Annotated in this window: 15 protein-coding genes; 3 read left to right on the forward strand and 12 right to left on the reverse strand. The window is 52.3% G+C overall.

The window, feature by feature from the left end:
* Nucleotides 1-894: AraC family transcriptional regulator (locus AB4Z33_RS23695; protein WP_442052256.1), on the forward strand; the 894-nt coding region annotated here is incomplete at its 5' end.
* Nucleotides 895-1,044: 150 nt separating this feature from the next.
* Here AB4Z33_RS23695 and AB4Z33_RS23700 read toward each other — a convergent pair.
* Entirely contained in the window at nucleotides 1,045-1,887 is an 843-nt protein-coding gene (locus tag AB4Z33_RS23700) for an AraC family transcriptional regulator (protein WP_442052257.1), read from the reverse strand.
* A gap of 116 nt (nucleotides 1,888-2,003) precedes the next feature.
* On the opposite strand from AB4Z33_RS23700, the gene AB4Z33_RS23705 reads away from it, so the two are divergent.
* On the forward strand, nucleotides 2,004-3,989 hold the full coding sequence (locus AB4Z33_RS23705; RefSeq protein WP_442052258.1) for a beta-galactosidase: 1,986 nt from the start codon (nucleotides 2,004-2,006) through the stop codon (nucleotides 3,987-3,989).
* A 164-nt stretch (nucleotides 3,990-4,153) separates the two neighbouring features.
* On the opposite strand, the gene AB4Z33_RS23710 is transcribed toward AB4Z33_RS23705, so the two are convergent.
* The 6 genes from AB4Z33_RS23710 to AB4Z33_RS23735 all read right to left on the reverse strand — a co-directional run bounded on the left by AB4Z33_RS23710 (nucleotide 4,154) and on the right by AB4Z33_RS23735 (nucleotide 13,460).
* Entirely contained in the window at nucleotides 4,154-5,764 is a 1,611-nt protein-coding gene (locus AB4Z33_RS23710) for a DUF3502 domain-containing protein (protein ID WP_442052259.1), read from the reverse strand.
* A 104-nt stretch (nucleotides 5,765-5,868) separates the two neighbouring features.
* On the reverse strand, nucleotides 5,869-6,780 hold the full coding sequence (locus AB4Z33_RS23715; protein WP_442052260.1) for a carbohydrate ABC transporter permease: 912 nt from the start codon (nucleotides 6,778-6,780) through the stop codon (nucleotides 5,869-5,871).
* Between the two features lie 20 nt (nucleotides 6,781-6,800).
* Nucleotides 6,801-7,769: an ABC transporter permease gene (locus AB4Z33_RS23720; protein ID WP_442052261.1), complete on the reverse strand. Its 969-nt coding sequence runs from the start codon at nucleotides 7,767-7,769 to the stop codon at nucleotides 6,801-6,803.
* A 19-nt stretch (nucleotides 7,770-7,788) separates the two neighbouring features.
* The gene (locus tag AB4Z33_RS23725) at nucleotides 7,789-10,602 is read right to left on the reverse strand and encodes a beta-galactosidase (protein WP_442052262.1); all 2,814 of its coding nucleotides are present in this window, start codon (nucleotides 10,600-10,602) and stop codon (nucleotides 7,789-7,791) included.
* Nucleotides 10,603-11,014: 412 nt separating this feature from the next.
* Nucleotides 11,015-12,061 (reverse strand): LacI family DNA-binding transcriptional regulator, encoded by a 1,047-nt coding sequence (locus tag AB4Z33_RS23730; RefSeq protein ID WP_442052263.1) that lies wholly within the window; start codon nucleotides 12,059-12,061, stop codon nucleotides 11,015-11,017.
* 595 nt (nucleotides 12,062-12,656) lie between these two features.
* Nucleotides 12,657-13,460, reverse strand: coding sequence for an undecaprenyl-diphosphate phosphatase (locus tag AB4Z33_RS23735; protein ID WP_442052264.1), 804 nt, complete (start codon nucleotides 13,458-13,460; stop codon nucleotides 12,657-12,659).
* 163 nt (nucleotides 13,461-13,623) lie between these two features.
* On the opposite strand from AB4Z33_RS23735, the gene AB4Z33_RS23740 reads away from it, so the two are divergent.
* Nucleotides 13,624-14,706, forward strand: coding sequence for a GIY-YIG nuclease family protein (locus AB4Z33_RS23740; protein WP_442052265.1), 1,083 nt, complete (start codon nucleotides 13,624-13,626; stop codon nucleotides 14,704-14,706).
* On the opposite strand, the gene AB4Z33_RS23745 is transcribed toward AB4Z33_RS23740, so the two are convergent.
* The 5 genes from AB4Z33_RS23745 to AB4Z33_RS23765 all read right to left on the reverse strand — a co-directional run bounded on the left by AB4Z33_RS23745 (nucleotide 14,690) and on the right by AB4Z33_RS23765 (nucleotide 21,621).
* Nucleotides 14,690-15,877: an alpha/beta hydrolase family protein gene (locus tag AB4Z33_RS23745; protein ID WP_442052266.1), complete on the reverse strand. Its 1,188-nt coding sequence runs from the start codon at nucleotides 15,875-15,877 to the stop codon at nucleotides 14,690-14,692. The two genes, AB4Z33_RS23740 and AB4Z33_RS23745, sit on opposite strands and share 17 nt — an antisense overlap.
* 375 nt (nucleotides 15,878-16,252) lie before the next feature.
* The gene (locus tag AB4Z33_RS23750) at nucleotides 16,253-17,515 is read right to left on the reverse strand and encodes a Zn-dependent hydrolase (RefSeq protein ID WP_442052267.1); all 1,263 of its coding nucleotides are present in this window, start codon (nucleotides 17,513-17,515) and stop codon (nucleotides 16,253-16,255) included.
* Nucleotides 17,487-18,920: a dihydroorotase gene (locus tag AB4Z33_RS23755; protein WP_442052268.1), complete on the reverse strand. Its 1,434-nt coding sequence runs from the start codon at nucleotides 18,918-18,920 to the stop codon at nucleotides 17,487-17,489. The genes AB4Z33_RS23750 and AB4Z33_RS23755 overlap by 29 nt, the downstream gene beginning before the upstream one ends.
* Nucleotides 18,921-18,967: 47 nt before the next feature.
* Entirely contained in the window at nucleotides 18,968-20,512 is a 1,545-nt protein-coding gene (locus tag AB4Z33_RS23760; RefSeq protein ID WP_442052269.1) for an HAL/PAL/TAL family ammonia-lyase, read from the reverse strand.
* 2 nt (nucleotides 20,513-20,514) lie between these two features.
* Nucleotides 20,515-21,621 carry a DUF917 domain-containing protein gene (locus tag AB4Z33_RS23765; protein ID WP_442052270.1) on the reverse strand — a complete coding sequence of 369 codons (1,107 nt, stop codon included), beginning with the start codon at nucleotides 21,619-21,621 and terminating at the stop codon, nucleotides 20,515-20,517.
* Nucleotides 21,622-21,644 lie beyond the last annotated feature (23 nt).

Here is a 21,644-nt window from a genome sequence, read left to right on the forward strand (position 1 = left end):
GTACATAGCATGATGCTCACTAATTATGTTATAATGCTTGGTATTTTAATATTAAGGGGTTATACCATGATTGAGTATTTGTCACGAAGCAAGCAGCACACTGAATTGTATTTAACTCAATTTGGCATTGAAGAATGTATTCCGAATCATTTTTTTGGGCCAGCCATAAGAAGTCACTTTCTTCTCCATTATATTTTGGACGGAGAAGGGATCTTTGAAGTCGACGGAAACAAATACCGGCTTCAGAAGGGTCAGGGCTTTCTTATATGCCCCGATGTCATTACTTATTATCAAGCCGATTCCATAAACCCTTGGTCATATTGCTGGTTTGGTTTTGACGGAACACTGGCGGAATTGCTCCTCAAGCAAGCAGGATTAACAAGGGCATGCCCAATCCTCAACTATGGTAAAGACGATAAGATCTATAATTATTTGAAGTTAATGGCCGAGGCCAATAGAAATCATAAAGCGAGAGAAACCAGACTGACCGGTTTGCTTTACTTGTTATTATCCCTACTTGCAGAATATGGTCCGGTAACGCCAACAGAGCAAAAGGAAAGTCGCGCGGAAATTTACGTTGAAAAGGTGAAGGACATCGTCGAAACCAACTTTGCTCAGATAATCACCATTGAGGACATTGCTCGCATAGTCGGGCTCAATCGAAGCTATCTTTGTTCGTTATTCAAACAACAAATGAATATTAGTATCCAGGAATACTTAATTCGTATTAGGATCCAAAAAGCATGTGAAATGATGGGGAACATTGAACTGTCGATAGGTGATATCTCCCGTTCCGTCGGCTACAATGACCCTTTGCTCTTCTCCAAAATGTTTAAAAAGATAATAGGAGCTTCCCCTAAGCATTACCGAACAAAAGAGGTAATCTTTTCCTAATGCCTGCTCAAGCACAGCTGGCATTTCAATGAAATCCTGAAAAAATCGCGTTATCCCATTTGGATAACGCGATTTTTATGTCCATTGATTTTACTTCCAAGTTGACTAGGTACGCATTTACACCCCGAACGCACTTGGACAGTGAATATGTTACGACTTTTGATAGCTGCGGCGGAAGGCGCCGGGTGTGAGCCGCTCCAGCTTCTTGAAGATTGCTCCATAATAGCTGGCAGATTCGAAGCCGACTTGATGAGCAATATCCTGCATCCCGGGCTGCACATTGTCGAGCAACAGTTCCTTGCTCTTGTTGATCCTTACTTGATTGACATAGCTGATGGGACGAATGCCCGTCGTTTTCTTGAACAAATGGCAGAAATATTCCGGTGTGACGCACATCAGTCCGGCGAGCGTCTGCAAAGTAATCTCTTCGGCATAATGCTGGTCAATATAGTCCAGGACCGGCTTTAACCGCTCATACTGCTGCCCGACGGTATCGCTGCCCTCGACAGAGATTCGCTGAATAATCTCCGTCAATAAGGTATAGAGGATGGCGGAGCAGGCGTAATTGTTTAACGTTTGCTCTTGCGGCGTTAGGGCAGCTTGCAGCAGCTCCCGCATTCGGGATAGAAGGTATTCGGGCGATGCGAGCGCGAATACGCATGTGTCTACAATGCYGACTGATTCAAACAAGTTCGCTGACCCGCTGCCATCGAAGATGATCCAGTCGACTTCCCAGCTCCCCGATAAAGCATAGTATTCGTGCTTCTGGCCGGGGAACAACAGCATGCCCATGCCTTGCTTGACGATATACTCCGTTTCACTTAGCTTGAGCTTGCCCTCGCCACTGCGGCATTGAATCCACTGATAATCCTGAATGCCTGAGTCTCGGCGTATTTGCTCCTGTTCATGATGCAGACCAATGCCAAGCAAATAAAAAGGGAGCAGCCTGTCTCGGGCGGAAAGTACCGGGAAAGCGCGATTGGGATTAGGCATGCGATCAACTCTCCTGTTATCTTAATATTATTATATCGTATTAATTATTTAAGATATTCACTCGAATTAATATATCATATAATCGCAATATATTGATGAATAAAGGAGATCACAGGATGACGATTAAGATCGGAATTGATTATTATCCAGAGCAATGGACTCCCGAGCTATGGGAGAAGGATGCAGCGCTTATGCAAGAGACGGGTGTTGCGGTTGTGCGAATAGCGGAGTTCGCTTGGAGCCGAATGGAACCGACCGAGGGTGATTATCGGTTTGAATGGTTGGATGCGGCTATAGAAGTATTTGCCGCGCGCGGCATGGAGATCGTTTTATGCACACCTACCAATACCCCGCCGAACTGGATGACAACCCGTTATCCCGATGTGCTGCCAATGGATGAGCAACGTCAAATCATCCGGCCGGGTGTGCGTGGACATCGTTGCAACAACAGCTATTCCTTGAGAATGCTGGGCTCCAAATTTGTGGAAGCGATGTCACAGCGCTATGCGAAGCATCCCGCCGTCATTGGCTGGCAAATCGATAACGAGATGCACTATCAGGAATGCCATTGCGATACGTGCAATCGTGCATTTGTCGCTTGGCTGCAGAAGCGTTATTCCAGTCTGGAAGAGTTGAACCGGGAGTGGGGCACGGTCGTCTGGAGCGGGGAGTACAGCAGCTGGGCCGAGGTAACGACGCCGCTCGGTACCAGTAAGCCGATGAATCCTTCCTATCTTCTGGAGTATAAGCGGTTCTGCTCGGATAGCGTAGGTTTTCTGCTGGGATGGCAGCTTGAAATTCTACGCAGCAACTGTCCAGGCCAATTCGTGACGCATAACATGTGGCAATACCCGAATAGCCTGGACTATTATGATCTTTACAAAGAGCTGGACTTCGCCTCAGTCGATTATTATCCGAATGAGCTGTATCGCGATTATGGCGATCGGTTTCCGAGGAACGGAGCGCTGTCGCTGGACTTGGTTCGCGGCATCAAGCGCCGCAATTTCTGGGTAATGGAGCAGCTGAGCGGAGCGCAAGGCGCATGGATGCCAATTCAGCGCACACCTTATCCTGGACTGATCCGAGCTCGTTCCTGGCAGACTATCGCCCGCGGCGCCGATATGGTCGTCCATTTCCGCTGGCGGAGTGCTGCCGTCGGAGCCGAACAGTTCTGGCATGGGCTTATCGACCACAGCAATGTTCCTGGACGCAGGTTCAGGGAGTTCGCGGAGCTTACTCGCGAGGTGAACCTGCTTGGCGAACTGCTGGCCGGCTCGACAATCGTTACTCAGGTTGCGATTCTGCATTCGCACGATCAGCATACGGCGCTTTCCCTTCAGGCGCAAGCGGAGGGGGGAATGCACTATATGGACAACTTGTCCTCTATGCACAATGCATTTCTGAAAATGGGCGTCGGTACGGACGTTATCAACTGGACCGAGGAGCTCGATGGCTACAAGCTGGTCATTGTCCCTTCCCTCTTTCTGTTAAGTGAAGAAGTAGCGCAGCGGCTGGAGCGTTTCGCAGCCGGGGGCGGCACGGTCGTCCTCACCAATCGGACAGGCGTGAAGAACATGAAGAATGTATGTGAGATGCTGCCTCTGCCGGGGCTGCTGGCGGAAGCGGCGGGTGTTGTCGTTAGTGAGTATGATGCAATCGGCAACAGCGAGCATCGGATTCGGAACGCGGAGGGCCGGACATTCGCTGCGAAGCAATGGTGCGATCTGCTGGAACTGCGAGGAGCAGAACCGATTGCCTGGTATGACAACGACTTTTACGAGGGTGTGCCGGCGGTAACTGTCAATAAGCTTGGTGAAGGTGAAGTGTATTATGTCGGCACTTGGCCGGAGCCATCGTATTTCTACCAGCTGTTCGAAGGCATATTGAAGGAAAAGGACTTGGCGCCCAAGCTCCAGCTGCCGGAAGGTGTCGAGCTGTCGATTCGAACGAAGGGTGAGGAAAGCTTCCTGTTCCTGATCAATTTGACCAATGAGCAACGTGAGGTTACGCTTGACGTTCCCTATCGCAGCTTGTTGACGAGCGAGAAATCAGAGCAGAAGTTGACGCTGCCAGCTCTGGGAGTAGATATTCTAACTTTATAAGATCAGTGGCTTGCATCTTTGCGAAGGGCTGTCTCACAAGGCTGAATACCTTGAGGGACAGCTCTTTATCGTTGTTCATTTGAAGTGAGGTAGAGTATTTATAAGGGGATCGCCCCGAAAGCTGTTGGCTCTCGGGACAATCCCCTATTACTCCGCTTATTCGATTAACCTTCGATCAGCTTCTTGTAAGCATCCATTTGACGTTGCAGCTCGGCGAGCACTTTGTCGTAACCCGCTGTTTTCAGCTTGTTGCGGAATTCTTCAACCGCTTTGACAGGGTCGCCTGCTTTACCGTACCCAATGGCAGGCCCCATCTCGCCGGATACTTGCGTAACCGCTGTGAGCTCAGCCTCAACCGGCGTTTTGTCGAAGACGAATTGACCGTAAGGGTAAGGTTTTTTGTAGCCGTCGTATTCCGCATAAAGCGTTTCTTCCAATTGATCCCATGTCGTTGCGCTCGGAATTTCGAATTTGTCGACGCGGCCGCCCCAGAAGTCGGCGTAGAATGCGTGCTTCGCTTCGTCGTAGCCTGCCGGCTGTTGACGTTTGCCGTCTACCACTTCATATTGAACGCCTTCGAGACCGTAGTTGATGAGGTGATAAATTTGCTCGTCGTTGCGAATCAGATCGTACGCCATAAGCGCGCGCTCCGGGTTTTTGCTGTGCGCCCCGACCGAAGTACCGCCGTGCGTGATCGACAGCTCCATCAGGTTGTTGGCGCGGGTACGGTGGAACGGGAACATTTGCAGCTCGGAGCCCGGTTGGTCTTTGTCCATTTGGACGCGAAGTCCGCCGAACGTCTGCGTATGATGCTGGTCAACGCCCGACAAGCCTGCACGGAGCGCTGCGCGCGCATCGTTCTTATTGTTCAACACGTCTTCGCGCCAGTAGCCTTTGTCTGCCCATTCCTTCATCAACTTGGCGTAGTTCAGGAACGTATCCTCGAATACAGGGCTGTTCACCGTATATTTCTCGTCATACGATTTCGTTGCGTAAATCGGCGTGTAACCCGTCGCGATCGGAAGCTCGAGGTTATCCGAATACGAAGCGACATAACCGCCGAACGTGCTCGTTTGCGCGGCTGCGTCCCAAGGGATAACATCCGGTTTATTGTCTTTAATATATTGAAGGTACTTGCCCATTGTTTCCCAATCCTTGATCGGCTCCGTAATGCCAGCTTCCTTCGCCCAGTCTCCGCGGTAAAAGAAGCCGTGGTTAACCCATTGCGTGTACTCGTTCTCGGGAATGAGTACGATTTTGCCGCCAAATTTGCTCTCTGCCCAGTCTTCTTCCGGAATCGAGTTCCACGTCTGCGGCGCGTACGTCGGCAATAGATCGTCGAGGTTCATGAATGCGCCGCGCTGAGCGTTGCCCCAAGTATCGAGCCAGTCCGTTCCAATCGTGATAAGGTCTATCGCTTCGCCCGACGCGAGCAGCAGGTTGTATTTCGTTGTCCAGTCGGCCCACTCCACCCATTTCCACTCCAGCTCGGCGTTGATTTTTTCTTTCATCAGCTTATTCACTTCGGCAAGCACCGCCTCGAACTGTCCATTGGTCGGTTTGTTGCCGAGTACGACGTAGCTGATTTTGACGAACTTGGACGTATCCGGACCTTTCGTTTCTTCTCCGCTGTTGTCTGGGGCATTCGTCGCTGCACCTTTATTCGTTTCGGCTGGCGGTTCGTTGTTGCCTCCGTTATTGCCCGAGCAGGCCGCTACAACGAAGATCATCATGATCGCAATCAGCAGCGCGGAAATTCTCTTCAAGTTGGACATTGCTATTCTCCCCTTTGATTTGATTAATTGGGCCTTAGCCCGCTATGTGAATAGACCGCTTGCGACAGACGGCCTACGGCACATTGAACACCAAACGCCAAGCACTACCCTTTTACCGCGCCAACCGTAATCCCTTTAATGAAGTAACGCTGTACGAACGGGTAAAACAGTATAACTGGCCCCGTAGCGACGACCGCAGTCGCCATTTTCATCGATTCCAGCGGCACATCGCGCAGCTCTACGTTGGAGGCGGCAGCGGAATTTCGAATGTAATCAGCACTAGTAATCGTGTTGTACAAAAACAGCTGAAGCGGACGATACTTCATATCCGCCGATAGGAACAGCATCGAGTTGTACCATTCATTCCAGTACCCCAAGGCGATGAACAAGCCGATCGTGGCGAGCGCCGGCGTCGTCATAGGCAGAATCAGCTTCAGGAAAATCGTAAAGTCGCCTGCGCCGTCGATTTTGGCGGATTCGGTAATCGCATGCGGGATCGAGCGCACGAAGCTTTTCATCATAATAATGAGGAACGGGCTAAGCAGCACCGGAAGCAGCACAGCCAAGTAATTGTCCTTTAGCGTCAAGTATTGCGTCATTAGCAGGTAGAAGGGAACTAACCCGCCGGAGAACAGCGTCGTGAAGTAGATGAAGAACGAGATCCCGTTGCGGTAGCCGAAGTCGGGACGCTGCAGCGCGTAGCCGGTCATCGCGACCAGGAACAAACCGATTGCAGTCCCGGCCAAAGTCAGGCCGAGCGTAACGAAATACGAGCCGATCATCATATCGGGATTTTCGAAGACGACTTTGTACGCGAACGTACTGAATTCTCTCGGCCAGAAGTTAAAGCCAAACTTCTTAATGGCTCCTTCCGCGGTGAATGACGTGCCGAGTATGAGCAGGAAAGGCAGCAAGCAGCAAAGCGCGAAGAAGGATATGAACACATAGCCGAACACTCTGACGATAATGCCGCTCATGTCGGTTCGTATGCTTCTGGACTCCTCCGATTGTTCCATGACATTCACCTCCTAATGGGTCAGAATAGGGAGTTCTCGGGTGACGCTTTCTTCACAAGCCAGTTCGCGGTGATGACAACGATGAAGCCAAAGACCGATTGATACAGGCTCACGGCGCTGCCGATCGAGAAGTTGAAATTGGTCATAAGCGCGCGGAATACGTAGGTCTCGATAATATCCGTCGTCGGATACAAAGCCGTATTATTCGCCCCGACAAGGTTGTAAAAGAGTCCAAAATTGCCTTTCAGCACGCCGCCGAGAGAGAAGAGCATCAGAATGATAAACGTCGGCTTCAGCCACGGAATAACGATGTAGAGTATGCGTTGGAGCGCGTTCGCTCCGTCAATCTCGGAGGCTTCGATAATTTCATTGTCGAGACCCATGATAGCTGCGAAGTAAATGATGGAGCCGTAGCCGGTAGCTTGCCATAAGAAGGTGAGGACGATAATGAACGGCCAGATCGTAGGATTGGAGTAGGTTTTGACTGGCTCCATGCCAAGAGATTCGAGTATCCCGTTCAACAGGCCGTAGTCGTAGCTGAGGATGTTGTAGGCAATGAGGCCGATAAGCACGGCCGAGATGAAGTGAGGAAGAAACATGAGCGTTTGCGATACTTTTTTGAACCATTTTTTGCGCAGCTCGTTAAGCAGGATGGCGACGAATATTTGCAGGAAGTTGCCTAACACGATAAAGACCAGATTGTAGGCTACCGTGTTGAAGGTGAGCCGCCATAAGTCACCGTTGATGACGAGAAAGCGGAAATTGTCGAAGCCGACGAATGGACTTTTGAATATGCCGTCCGAGTAGTTGTATTGAATGAACGCAAGGTACAAGCCCGGCATCGGCAAGTAGGCGAATATGATGAAGAAGAGGATAGCAGGCAAGCACATAAGCATTAACGTCTTGTTATTCCAAAAGCGCCTGAGCCGTCCCGAGCCGGCAGGCAGGGGCTTGCTGCTCGGGACGGATGTTTTCAGAGCGGTTGACATGGTAATCCCTCCTTGTTGCCTAGCATTGAACAGGCGTGAACGAGATGGAATCCAGTGTACCCTTGTTGCTGCGATCGACAGCCTCCAGCCATATCCGGACTCTGCCTTCACCCCCTTGAAGCCAAGCACCCGGCAAGTAAGCCGAATTCGTGCTGCCCCCTGTCAGCACCGGCCGATCATTATCGCAAGGCAGCCATAGTCTGCCTATGATTCGATCCTCCAGCATAACGGTCAACTTCAGCCCCCTGCCATTAAACTTCATGCGCCAGCCTGCGCCCGAACTGGAATTGACGACCGCCCCATACAGCCAAGCCGTTGCTCCCGGTTCAAGCGAGATCGGCAGCTCCGCTCGCGTTGCTTGATCGCGCTCCCCGTCTGCCGCCGCTGCCAGTTGCTGCTCCTCCGCGCCGCTGACGGACCAATCGGTCGCATCATTCCCCTCGTATAAGACGACATTGCCGGATGGCAATCCGAGCACTCTCTCGATAAATATGGTCAACCGCGTCTCCTTGCCTGCCTCTACATAAGGCGTAATGTCGACATAGGGATCGAATGGGTTGACGACTAAGCCCGCAGCCGTGCCCGCAACAAATACCTTCGCATGCGACTGCAAGTCTTGAAAATAAAGCGTCCACGAATCGGCATCCGCCGCTGCCCGGAAGGTCCGGCTATAATATTCGAATGCCGGATGATCGGGAGACAACCAGCCGCCGAAGCTGACGATCGGCCACAGACTCCGATCGATGTCGCCAATAAGAGCTTCCTGAAGCTCTCGCCTGTCTGTGCGGTATACGCTCCAATTCCGGCTTAGATCGCGCACAGCCGTTATCGCTGCCATGCCGGACATTCCCTTCATCGCGTTCAGCCTTAATGCCGGAAGCCTCGGGTCATCGAAGTTCGTATGACCCCATATTTCAGTTCGGGCGGTGAGCCTGCCCGCCTGCAACGGACGCGCTTCGTCCAGCGGCATGTAGCGGCTGCCACCGCCCGGCGTCGCCGTACCTACATAATCACCGTCTGAATACAGCGAGATGACATCGCTTGCTTCGCGAAGCAGAATACCTTGCACGGGCTTGCCGCCAGGCACATCGACAGAGGCTTCGTACCAGGAATAACCTCTATATACGCCTAACGTTTCCAGGCGGCTTGCTTTCGCTGCTCTGCTGACTAGAGGCTCGCGAGGATTGATCGGCTTAGCCTCATCGTCTGCGCTTATCTCATACGCGATGACCGGATGGTCTTCGGCACTCTCATAACGGATAGCCTCGCCGAAGGCAATCGCTCCAAGCTCATCGAATGGCTCGGCAATAAGTGCTTCCTCTCTGCTATGCACATAAAGCATTAGCTCGCTTCCGTCCGCCAGTCGAATGCAGCACTCGGCAGCTTCCGTTCCCTCGAAGCTTAACTGCAGCGCACTATCTCGCTGCACGGCTTCTAGATGTTGCGCTTTTTCCACGAACCAGCCTTCTCCCAGCTCCAGCAAGATGCGGCCTCTTCCTTCCGTGTGGAACGAAATCGCCGCGCCGCCTGCAAGCCGCTTCGCCATATAGAGCTCCGCTGTCGACTGTGCAAGCTTCCCTTGAATGCCCCAGCCGGTAAGCGGCAGCTGCACCGGGAGCGCCAATGATCGACCGCCCTTCAGCACGAACGTCGTAGTTCTGCCTACTATCCGTGCATCCGAGAATGCAAGCTCCTTGTCGCGATYGTCCAAATTCGTTATGAACAGCAGTTGCCCTCCGCCCTGCAAGGTCAATACATGCGGTCCAGCGACTCCGCTCGTTTCTCCTGCGACAGCCATACTCGCTGCTTCATCCGCGCTTGCTACCGTAGCAGCGGCCAGCGATGAGCCATAGGCTTCAAGCAAACGTCCGAGCAGCCTGCCCTCGTAAGCCTCCTGCCGAATATGGCCTTCCGGCGAAATCATGCCGCCGAAATCGTAATCCGAAGTCATGAACGCAAGCGGCTTACCCCAATTGTTCGTCGCGTTCGTGAAGCCGAAGTCCGTACCCGATACTTGCAGATAAGGCCCAAGCAGCTTGGCGCCGCAGGCTAACAATCTTCGCAGCAAGTAATGCGCTCTGTTCGTCTCCGTCACGAGCAGCGGGTAGTTCCGCTCGGCCAACAAATCACGATAATGCAATACTTTGGACTCGAACTCCGGATCGCGATTGTCCGGATAGAAGTTGCAGGTCGGAACGACTCCGTCCGCAAGACCGGATGCCTGCGGCAATCCCCCTTGTCCGGCGCAGGCGAAGATGGGTACCGAAATGCCGTGAGCCAGCGACTTATCGCGAAGAGCTGCCATGTACCCCGCCGGATCGGAGCAATCGTAGAAGTCCAGCTCATTGTCGAGCTGCACCGCGATAACCGTACCTCCTTCTCCCGCTTGGTAAGCTTTCAACAGCGGCAATACCCGATCGTACCAGCTTGATACGCTTCGCAGGAATGCATCGTCGTTATCCCGCAGCTTCATGTCTTTGGCGAACAAATACGCCGGCAGAGCGCCGCCATCCCATTCCGAGCAAATATACGGTCCAGGTCTCGCTACAACCCACAGTCCAACCTCCGCAGCAGCCGCTAGAAAAGCGCTTATATCACGCTCGCCGCCGAAATCCCATACCCCCTCCGCCAGCTCGTGATAATTCCAAGGGAAGTAGACGTCGATGCTGTTGTAACCGAACGCCTTAACCTGCTCCATCCGCTCCTTCCAGTAAGCCCGCGGAATGCGGAAGTAGAATAACGACGCGCTTAGCAGTACTTGCGGCTTGCCATGAATGCGTACCGCTTCTGCTTCGAATTGAACGGCTGCCTTCGCCTGAATGTCCATGCTCATGCCTTAACCCCCTACCGCATTTAGTGTTTAGTCGCGAATGTTCGCAATAATCATCGAAATATGTAACCCGTTTCATGAAACCCGTTACATTTTAGGCAAAAATAAATACACTCTCAATCGACCGAGCGTGAACGGCCAAACGCCTCTACAGTGGCGGCGTTAAGCAATCGTTTCGCGCAGAATTCTAAATGACTGGCTAGAATTCAAAAAAACAATAATTGTTTTTTCTGCGGTATCCTGACGTGTATCGTGTGCGGATCGTCGTATGTGTGAAAGCACCGAAATAAAATGTAACGGGTTTCATTTGTGAGTGTGACAACTGCCAAAGTTTAGACACCTTGATTCTATTCAACCATGAAAGCGTTGTCAATAAGTTTTTTTGGAGCTGCTATTCGTCTTATCATCACCTTGCTTATCTCGGAACCGCAGTCGTCTCTCGTATGATGAGCACCGGTCTTACTCTCGTATGCTTATTCGCTTTCGTCTTCGTAATCAGCTGGTGCAGCACGTCTGCGGCGCTCCGGCCCACATCGTAGCATTTCAGAGAAACCGTCGTCAGCTCGGGAATGCTGTTCGCGGCATACGGAATATCGTCAAAGCCGACTAGCGACAGATCTTGAGGCACGGACATGCCGGCTTTGTAAGCAACCTTCATGACGCCGATCGCAACAAGATCGTTCGCGCAGAAAATAGCGGTCGGAAGCTCCGACTCCTGCAGCAGCTGGTTCATGAACCGCTTGCCGCTTTCGACCGAGAAGCCCCCATCGAGCAGCCATTCTTTGCGAACCGTCAGTCCATTCTGCTCCATTGTGCGGACGTAGCCTTGAATACGCTGCAGCGTATTGGACATGCCTCGATAACCGCCTACAAAGGCAATATCGCGGTGCCCTAGATCAATCAGGTGCTGAGTCGCCAGCACGGCGCCTTCGCGTTCATCGGCAAATACACGGTTCATCGAATGGCCGGGCAAGCTCCCGTTAATCAACACCGTCGGCACGCGCTTGCTCACTTCGAGTACCTCGCTGACCTGCTCCTTGGTAGGTCTAGCTAGATTAATCCGGCCGCCGATCATGACGATCCCATCCACCTGCTTCTCGAGCAAAATATTTAAATATTGCGATTCACGCTCATACTGCTCCTTGGAATCTCCGTTCGTAGATACGGTATCGCAAAGAAAGAAAGTATATCCCTTGCTTCTCGCTTCCTGCTCCAAACCTGCCAGCACCTCGGGAAAGAACGGGTTCGTAATGTCCGGCAATATGACCCCGATCATGCCTGTCTCCTTCTTCGATAAGCTTCTAGCCAGCGCATTCGGCTGGAACTGATACTTGTTAATGAGCTCGACGATCCGCTCGCGCGTCGATTTCTTCACGGGAGCGGTGTTGTTAAGCACGCGCGACACCGTCGCTACCGAGACGTTCGCTTCCCTTGCTATGTCGTATACCGTGACCGGTTTCAAATGTGGTCGCTCCTTTCCCCCTGATCCGTTCTTAGGTAGAATAGCAGACTTTTCCTAAAATAAAAACGAGTATTTTCCAGCTTTTTCAAATTTGTTTTTATGACAGCATTCGACTCTTTTTAACTATTCGGTATAGATTGGATTTTGTACAGGCTAATGGGCTAAATGACATCAAATATGTAGTTTGAATGGATTCCATACAGGCAAAAGAGGCAAGTTGGACGGAAACAAGTAAAATCGGCGAATTAGGCTGTATGAGTTCCAATCAAAGGTGCTTCTTCACTCTACAGCAGGGTATTAGGTTGGACGGTTTCCATTCAAATGTGATTAACGATCGGATGCGGATGAAGCTTATGTCCCTAAACAGTTCGCGTGACATAAGTATCCCGATCCATACGCAAAGAACCTCAAACCTTCCACTGCAAAGTGAAAGCTGAGGTTCCTTTTCTCAAAAGCATATGGCTTTGAAACTATTACTGCTTCTATGATTCTCGTATCCAAGTCTCATATCGACAAAATGTCTTATCCATTTCTCGTTGTTAACCCGACGTTATCTCGTACTGCTCGACAAACGCTGCGCTCGTCCATCTACGGGCTAGCGCATCACCAAAAAGTAAAATACTGCCGCAAGCACGAAACGGTACAATGCGAACCATTCCAGCTTCAGTCGCTTGATCAAGTTAAGGAATGTCACAACCGCAATCATAGCGACAACGAATGCCGCGATAAAGCCGATCAGGAACAAGAGAAGGGAATCCGAGTTCAGATGCTCGCGGCTATCGTACATATCGAGAATCGTCGCGCCGAACATAACCGGCACCGAGATGATGAAAGTGAAGTCAGCCGCCGCCTTCTGGCTCGTCCCGAGCAGCAAGCCGCCGGAAATCGTCGAGCCCGACCGGGAGAAGCCCGGCCATAAGGCGAAGCATTGGAACAAGCCTATTCCTAGCGCCTGCTTATACGTAATATCGTCGGTGTTCTCCGCCGTCACCTTGCGCTTGACGCGGCTGGCGATAATCATCAGTATGCCGCCGATCACAAGCCCGATGAGCACCGGTCCCGGCCCGAACAGCACATCCTTGATAAAGTCCTTGAATACCAAATAAACGATAAGCGCAGGGATCATAGCAACGATGAGATGCAGGGCGTTCAGCTTGCCCGGCGTCTTGAATTTAAAGGCCAGCATGTCCTTCAATATGCCCATATACCTAGACCAATAGAGAACGAGCACCGCCATGACCGCGCCTAGTTGAATGACGATTTTGAACGTATCCGCCGCTTCCCCTTCGAAATTGAGCAAGTCTCCCACAAGAATCATATGGCCCGTAGACGATACCGGAAGAAACTCCGTCAACCCTTCCACGATGCCAAGAATAATCGCTTTAATGAAATCGTACATAAATCATTGTCCGCCTTTCTTACCCTATCGGTTAGTGAGTGCGATAACTTAGCAAAGTATACTATAATTACAATGCTGCTTGTTTACTAGATATATAAGATGCCAGCTGCAGTTATTCCATTATGCCAGAAATAGACAAGCCCGTACAAGGAGACTGAGTCCTATGCCGTTCTTGTTCCAACCAGGCGATTATCCGGAAAGTCCTGGCTGCTATATGATGAAGAGCGCCGATAGCCGCATCCTGTATATCGGCAAGTCCAAAAACTTGCGGAATCGGCTGCGCTCTTACTTCACCAAGCAGCATGAGCATAAACGCATCAAGCAGCTCGTAGAAGAAATCGCCTCCATCGAGATTGTGCTCGTCAATAACGAGGCAGAAAGCCTTTTGTTGGAAAATAATTTGATCAAGCTCCATAAGCCGCCATACAACCGCGCCCTAATGAAAGAAGAAAGCGGCTACGCCTACTTGCAGTTTACAAAGGAGAAGCTTCCTAGACTGGAAGTCTACTACCGAAATCAAATGAGCAGCCATTCCAAGGAATCTGCTGGCGAGAAGTTAGGTCCGTTCAAGAGCTCGCGATATCGCGATGCGCTCCTGACGGTCGTAGCCGAGCATTACGGACTGCGTACTTGCGATCCTATGCCGAAGCGCGTCTGTCTGCAATATCATATCGGCAAGTGCAGCGGCGTATGTGAAGGGCTCATATCAGAATCGGATTACTTGGACAATGTGCGCCGGGCTTCGGAACTGCTCATGAACAAAGGGGAAAGCTTGATCGAAACCTTATATGCGCAAATGGAGCGCTATGCGGAGCTGATGCAATTCGAGAAGGCGCAGCGTCTCTTTCTTAGCATTCGCAACCTGGAGCATGCATCCGACAAACAAATCGTAGAGAGACAAACCGCGATTGACCAAGACGTCCTCTACTTTGAACATCCGTTCGTCATGATCGCCAAAGTAAAAGAAGGCATGCTGAGCGAATTCCAGTTGCTGCCCCTGGGCGACGGATCGCAAGACAATGCTGTTGATACGTTTCTTATGACGCAATATGCGCCGTTTAAGGGACAAAGCAGACCAAGCGAACTGATCGTGAATGCAATCAACGATTTGAAAAATGTCCGCTCAGCGTTAAACCCTCGGGGAGCAGCCCCCATTACGATCACAATCCCAAAGCGCGGGATCAAATACGAGCTRCTGCAGCTCTGTCGAATAAACTATGAATACCGCGTCAATGCGCCAAAATAAAATCGACGACCGGCTTTGGATCCTCCAAGCTATGAGGATGATGCCCAACTCCCGGCTTTACGATCATCTCGAACTCTCCGCCGAGATTGCGGTACCTCTCCTCAAGCACCGACGCATTTTCGCTCATCGGAACAGGAATATCCGCATCGCCTGCAACGACAATGATCGGAATGCCAGCTTGGGCCAGCGGCTCGAGCCGATCAAGCGGCGATACGCCTTCATAGGCAGTTTCCTTATCCGTCATGCCATAAACGGCTTTGCACTGCTCCCATTCTGTTTTCCATTCCCAATCTGCGCCGACTCCTTTACCTTTGCCGCCCGGCCAACTGCTGATGTCGAGCACGGGGGCGTCCAAGTAAACGGATCGGATGTGTTCGGGATGGGCAATCGCATAATTCATCGCGTAAAGCCCGCCGCGACTGAAGCCGAAGAGGACGGTCTTGTCGGCCACGCCGAACGTCTCGTTAACGAATCTATGAAACTTTTCCATCAGATCTACCGCACCAGGGCAACCGTACAGATCGCTAATTCTGTAATAGGCGATTGCCCAGCCTTGGCTGAGAAGCGCCCGATCAACGGTCGCGAAAGCATCGAAAAACTCGGCACGCCACAGCCACGGCTTGCCCGGCGCGTAATCCTTCGGGGCCACGATGAAGCCTTCTCTTCCTTCCAGCATGAATTCGCTTCGTTTATAGCCGTTCCAATCTCCGACTTTAATGCCGTCATCCAATTGCAGCTCTCGTTCCAACGTGATATTAAACAACGATTGAATCAGTCTTCTAGCAACTAGCCAATCAAGCTTCATTTGAGGCATCCCCGCCGGCATTTCATCAAGCCGCACAACGAAATCCGCATCAAGTTCCGCACTCTCCCTGATCAATACTGAATCAGACTCCACGACAACGATCGCCTTAGCACCGGCGGAACGTACGCTCTCGATGGACCGATTCAATAATTCTGCGGTAGAATGCAAGCTTAATAGGACCCAATCGATTGGCTCTGCTTCCAGCTCATCCAACTTAACAAAGCGAATCTCTCGATTTGGGTGATGCTTCCCGAAGTATGCGTCCAAACAGCCTGCCACGCCGCTATCTTTCCAAAGGCTGCCTTCAGCGAAAGCGACTGTCAGCTTGGCGGGAACTTCGCCGTTTTTACCGAATAAAGGTATCATACCATCCCAACCTTCTCTCCATTAGTCTAGCAGTTAATTAAAGGAATCTTTGCATTGATCATACACCTTCATTCATCAATGGTCATCAGTTAGGGACCTAGGCGACGCTATTAGGCCAAATTACAATCCTATTGCGCGGTTACGGACCAAGGAGGCTTTATGGGCTCATTTTCCAAACAAATCAGCGCTGTTTGTCACGGATAGAGTATGCTGAGTCCGTAATGATGGGAATCAGAGGGAGAAAACGCAATTACGGTCTATATGGTCCGCAATACGATCAACCAGCTAATTACTTTCTTATGGCTCAAGATGAAAAAAAGCCTAGCGAAACGGAGGTCAACATCCTCAGATTCGCTAGGCTTTTGTTTACTTGGTCTAAACCACATTATTGTCCAAATGAATGATTGCGCGAGCCAATGCCTCTGCTCCCTGGGCGATAGGCTGAATATCCGTCCATTCTTCCGGACAGTGGGAGCGTCCGCCTAAGCTTGGCACGAACAGCATCCCGATCGGCGCAATCCGGCTCAATTGGTTGCCGTCATGGCCGGCGCCGCTTGGCAGCTCGGCATACAGCGAGTCGCTCCCTAGCGTTTCACGGCATGCTAGAGCAAGCGCGCTGCGGATTTGCTCGGGAACGGTTACCGGTTCCGAGCGGGTCAGAGCTTCAATTCGAATGAATAGTCCCCGATTCTCCACCAGTGCCCTGGCGCGTTCCAAATATTGCTCGCACACTTCGGCGATCAACGCGGCATCGATGCTTCGAACCTCAAATTTAAACGTTACTTCGCCAGGCACGACATTCGCCGCATTCGGATTAACATTTACGACGCCGATGGTGCCGACAACAGGACTGCTGTATGTTTTGCGGCAAATCGTTTCCAGCTCGACAAACAGCTCTCCGGCCGCTGGCAAGGCATCGCGCCGCATCGTCATCGGCGTTGTCCCGGCATGATCCGGTTGCCCTATAACCGTTATTTGATAGCGGCTAATGCCGACAATTCCGGTTACTACCCCGAGCGGTTTGGACGTTTCCATCAAGACGGGGCCTTGCTCAATATGCAGCTCCAAATAAGCGGCAACCGAGCCTTGCTTCCTCRCCTCTTGTTCAAGCCGAGCAGGATTACCGCCCGCTTCGGTGATACAATCGATCAGCACGCGTCCCTCAGGATCACGGCTGTTGCGCATGTCTTCGCTCAGGTTGCCGACCATTCCCCGGCTTCCGACGGTTGAAACGCCGAAATCGGTCGGTTCCTCCGCCGTAAAATCTACGATTTCTAGCGAATGCTCCAATTGAATGCCCGTTTCCTTCAGCATCCGAACGATTTCCAACCCTACCACTACACCCGCTATGCCATCGAATCGTCCGCCGCCTGTAACGGTATCCGTATGCGACCCCACCATAATCGGAGGCAGCTCAGGCTTGCGTCCCGCAAGTCGGCCAATGACGTTCGAGGCCGCATCCTGATAAACATCCAGCCCCAGCGAATCCATCTCCCGCTTAAGCCATGCGCGTCCGTCTTCATATAGCGCCGTAAAAGGACGTCTGGTCCATGGCCGCTCCGGATTCGTGATTTTGCTTAATGCTTCAATATCGGACCAGATTCTGGCCTCACTTGGCTTCAATGACAACCGAATCATTGCTCTTCGCCTCCTTGTAAGGTTTTAATGGCAAATACGACACATGGTCGGGCTTAACGAATTGCCCGATACACTTATCGGACACGGACTTGCCGTCATAAACCTCATGACCGCGAACGTAGGACGCCCCGATTCGGCCCTTCATTTCCAATCCGTGATACAAGCTCCAGCCTGCGTTGCTATGCTGGTCGTTCTCGTCGAGCATCCACCGAGCAGCAGGATCGATTGCGATAAAATCGGCATCCGCGCCTATTTTGAGCGCGCCTTTGCGATCGGAGAGTCCATATACTCTTGCCGGATTTTCGCTAACTAACCTTACAAGGTCGTGGATCGACAGCCGCCCTTCCGCTACGCCGAAGGCATACAATAACGGCACAAGCGTTTCTACTCCCGGCGCACCCGATGCATTGTCGAAGATGTTCGACGCGCTTTTTTTCTCGATTTTCCAAGGAGCATGATCAGAGGTTACGAGACCGATAGCTCCGTTTCTGCACTGCTCCCACAGCTCCGACTGATCCGCAAGCGCTCGAAGCGGCGGATTAATCTTAGCTTTGGCGCCCATCCGCATCATATCGCGATCCGTTAGCACAAGGTAGTGGATGCAAGTCTCGACGCTTACGGCAACGCCTTCCCTTGCATAGCTTTCCGCCAACCTTACCGCATGCGGAACGGTTGTATGATGGAAGTGGACATGCGCGCCGGACCAATAAGCAAGCTCAAGCGCGGTCGCCACGGCCGTGCTTTCCGCAACCGGCGGCCTTGATTTGCAATGCAGCAGAGGATTATGATGCACATCCCCCGCCTCATGCTTCTTCAAATGCCGGCGAACGATTTCATCATTCTCGGCATGCAGGCCGACGGCGCGCTTCTGAGCGGCAATATGCTCGAACGCTTCCAGCATTTCGCCGTCATTGATTCGAGGAAATCGATACGAGTTCGTATTGAAGGTCGATAGCTTAAAGCCGCAAGCTCCCGCTTCAGTGAGCCTGGCGATTTCGCCCATATCGCCATCCGGCCGGATCGTCGCAAGCAAGGCAACGTCAACGAACGCTTCCTTCCCGATGCGTTCGGCTTTCCTTGCCAGAAGCTCCGCCGTCCATACCGGTTCGTCGGAATCGTATGGCATATCGATGATCGTCGTCACGCCGCCGGCTGCCGCGGAGCGGGTCGCTCCCGTTATTCCCTCGGAAGGCTCACTGAAGCAATGAACATGCGCATCTATCGCTCCGGGGACGATCCACATGCCGGCAAAGTCTTGATGGTTGTAGGAATCAAACGGCTCTCCGTCTTCTAATATCGCCGCAATGCTGCCTTGATTGATAGCCAACACGCCGTTATTCACGATTCTACCGCCGGGCAGGACCAAATTGCCGCGAACGGAAAGTTCGTAGGCTTGATCTTTCATTTGTAGGTTCACTTCTTTCGATAGAAATCGAGTTGATTAGACAACTATTATTGCTCGCCTAATGCGGATTTAATGGCTTGCAGCAGTTGACCGCTTTTGCACAATTCATATATTTGTTCAATATCCTTGGTTTGCTCACGATCTTGGTCCAAGAAAGGCACAACGGAGCGAATAGCGCGATATGCGGCTGCCGCCCCCTTTCCTAATCGAAGCTCCCCGCGCAAATCAATCGCTTGCGCGGCATGAAGCAGCTCGATTGCGAGTACGTAGTACAGCCGGTCAATAATATCCCTTGTTTTGGCTACGACGAACGGCGCATTCGTGCCATGGTCCTCAATATCCCCTGCGAGAGAATAATAATCGGCAGAAGCCGGGTTAGACAGATGACGGATTTCGGCGTCAAGCGCGGTTACCGTTTTCTGTACGGTGCACAATCCGATCGACGAAGCTTCATCCGCGGTAAGAAAGCGGGGCAATCCCGTAAAGGCGGGGTTGCCAAGCTTTAATGTCCGGAAGCAGGAGCTCCGCGAGACGTGGACAAGCGCATTGCCCAGCATCTCGAAGCCGAGCACCCATACAATCGGATCAAAATTAGCACAAGCTACGATACGCCCTTCATCCGGAAGCACGCACGGGTTGTCATCCGAGCTGTTCAAATGGGTAACAAGTCGGCTCTCTGTATAGGCGAGCGAGTCCCTTGCGGCTCCGTGAATTTGGCATGCATCTCTAAAGCTTAGCGGGTCCTGCAGCGATTCGGCATTCTGATTGTCCCAAAGGTCGCTATCGCGAAGTAACCGACGAATTCCACCTAAACTTTCAAGCTGCCCTTGATAAGGTCTGACATGATGCACGGCGGGATCGAGCGTACTGACATTGCCGCGCAGCGCCTCGAGCGATAAGGCAGCCGCAGCGTCTGCAAGCTCCAGCAGCAGGCGGCCTTCATGCAAAGCCAGCGCTCCGATTCCGGACGAAACCGCATTGGAGCTGACGATTGCGAGCCCGTCTTTTGGCCCCATCCGCAAAGGTTCCAGCCCTGCCCGAAGCAATGCTTCGCCAGCCGGGATGAGCTCGCCGCCATAGCGCACGTCCCCTTCACCGATCATCGCCAAACCAATGGGCGATATAAGCGTAATGTCCGAAGCGCCGACCGAGCCGCGAAGCCGCAGCACGGGATGAATGCCATGATTAAGAAACTCCGCGTATCGCAAGGCGACCGCCGGCTGGACGCCCGTATGTCCCAGAAGAAGGCCGTTCAGCCTGGCTAGGAGTACCGCGCGCACTTCCTCCTCCGTCGCCTCCGGCTTGACCGCCGCATGATGGGAAAATAACAAATTACGGTTAAAGTCTTCGAAGAAGGAGGGCGTAATCTTCTTGTCCTTGTTCCAGCCTACGCCACGGTTCAGTCCATATACGGGCTGATCCTGCTCGGCAAGCTCGAATACGAGCTTCCGCGACCGCTCCAGTCTCTCCGTCGCCGCCGCAGCTACCGAAACCCGCTTTTTTCCGTAAGAGACGTTGTATAATTCCTGTATCGTAAGGCTTCTTCCGTCAAGGAGCAGCGTTTCCCCGCGATCTACCCGCCCGCCGTTCACGGCTAAACCCCTGATCCGGACGGCGTTCCCAAATATTTCAGCAGCTCGATCCCCATAGCTTGCTCGACTTCCGGATAAACGGAAGGATCCTTCACGCTCGAGCTCAGCGGAATAAGGGAACGGTCAATAACGAATACGCCGATCTCCGCCCCTTCTTCGATATGTCCAACGCTTACGGGACGTCCCGTCTCCAGCGATAAGGTGGCGATGACATCGGGGAAGGTGCTAAGCCGCTCTCCGTCCGGCCCATCCACGGCCATATATTCATTCATGACATGCAGCTTCACAACTCTGCCGTCCGCTTCTTCCAAATCAATCGTGCCAAGGTCGAAGGCTCCCGCATAATGGACGTCCTTCTTCGTTATGCGTCCCCTAGCCAGCAATTTGCCGCCGGTATGGCCGCAAATCGTTTGAAGCACATGCTCCGTGCCTTGCTGCTCCGCCTCGATAATAGCCTTGCCAAGTTCTATCGCGATAGATATGCCGCCTATCGCCGCATGCTCCTTTATATACTTCGCCGGCAGCGGATGCCGCGCGGCAGCGATAAACCCGCCAGCCATATCGGATGCCGTTCGCAAAATGTTGGACGTGCGTGCTGGCGTTCCTTTCACGACCAGCTCGATATACGAGCCAAGCTCCGGTTTGCCGCCGACAACCGCTTGTATCGTTTCGTATTCAAGGCTTGATGCGAGTCCCAGCGAACCCATCTTGCCGGTTGGATGCGCCCTGATGTCGCCGGTGGCGTCTACCACGACAAGGCCGAGCGCAGCCGCTGGCAGCCAGCCGTTAATCGAGCTCGACATGCCGTTCTGCGGCGTCATGACGCCAACGATCCTTCCCTCGTATTGCTCCATAATGAGCTCGACCGCTTTGATATAATCTTTGCCTAGCATCTGCCAATCCGTACCTGCAGGCGCTCCGATTGCCGTGCATGTCAGCACGATCGCATCGTCCGGCAGCTCATCCACCGATACAAGCTTCGGTTTGCCGATCGCCAGCGCCGCGCCTCCAATTTCTAGTCCATGGTCGACCCAGCCGCCGCCTCCGCTTGCATAGACGGAACCTCCCCGGACCGCTGCGAGCACGTCCTCTTTCGTTAATTCACGCATGTCATTATCCTCCTGCCAGGTAG

It is taken from the genome of Paenibacillus sp. 2TAB19 (genome assembly GCF_052115185.1).
Lineage (GTDB): Bacteria > Bacillota > Bacilli > Paenibacillales > Paenibacillaceae > Pristimantibacillus.